This is a genomic window from Pantoea sp. S61, from assembly GCF_016625145.1.
GTDB classification, from domain to species: Bacteria; Pseudomonadota; Gammaproteobacteria; order Enterobacterales; family Enterobacteriaceae; genus Pantoea; species Pantoea rwandensis_B.
The window spans coordinates 1-582 of the sequence record NZ_JACVUO010000062.1 but is presented as its reverse complement, the minus strand read 5'-3'; the positions used below and the strand labels follow the sequence as shown (position 1 = coordinate 582).

At 55.2% G+C, this 582-nt stretch carries 2 protein-coding genes; both read right to left on the bottom strand.

All coding sequences use genetic code 11. The annotated features are described in order from the left end of the window. On the bottom strand, positions 1-101 hold a 101-nt coding region (locus IAE30_RS29875), incomplete at its 3' end, for a biotin carboxylase N-terminal domain-containing protein (RefSeq protein WP_200681638.1). An 11-nt stretch (positions 102-112) separates the two neighbouring features. After that, positions 113-580 carry an acetyl-CoA carboxylase biotin carboxyl carrier protein gene (accB, locus tag IAE30_RS29870; protein WP_034830260.1) on the bottom strand — a complete coding sequence of 156 codons (468 nt, stop codon included), beginning with the start codon at positions 578-580 and terminating at the stop codon, positions 113-115. Positions 581-582 lie beyond the last annotated feature (2 nt).

The following is a 582-nucleotide window of genomic DNA, read 5'->3' as shown; positions in this document are numbered from 1 at the left end:
GTGGAGTGAACCGCAACGGTCTTGATGCCTAATTCTTTACACGCGCGGAGAATACGCAGAGCGATCTCACCGCGGTTAGCAATGACAATTTTATCCAGCATGCTTCGCCTCGTTATTCGATGACGACGAGCGGCTCGTCAAATTCAACCGGCTGGCCGCTTTCCACCAGGATCGCCTTCACAACGCCGGATTTATCGGCTTCGATCTGGTTCATCATTTTCATCGCTTCAACGATGCACAGGGTATCGCCTGCGTTGACTTTCTGGCCCACTTCCACGAAGGCTTTCGCATCCGGGCTTGGGGTACGGTAGAAAGTGCCGACCATCGGAGAACGCACGATGTGACCGGTGATTTCCGGCTTAGCGGCTTCAGCCGGCGCAGCGGCTGCAGGTGCAACGGCGGTCGCCAGCGCAGGCTGCTGCATCACTGGCGCAGCGTAAGCCTGTTGCATGACCGGGTAGCCAGCGTTCGCAGGTGAACGGCTGATACGAACTGACTCTTCGCCTTCAGAGATTTCCAGCTCGGAGATGCCAGACTCTTCTACCAGTTCGATCAGTTTCTTAATTTTACGAATATCCATGA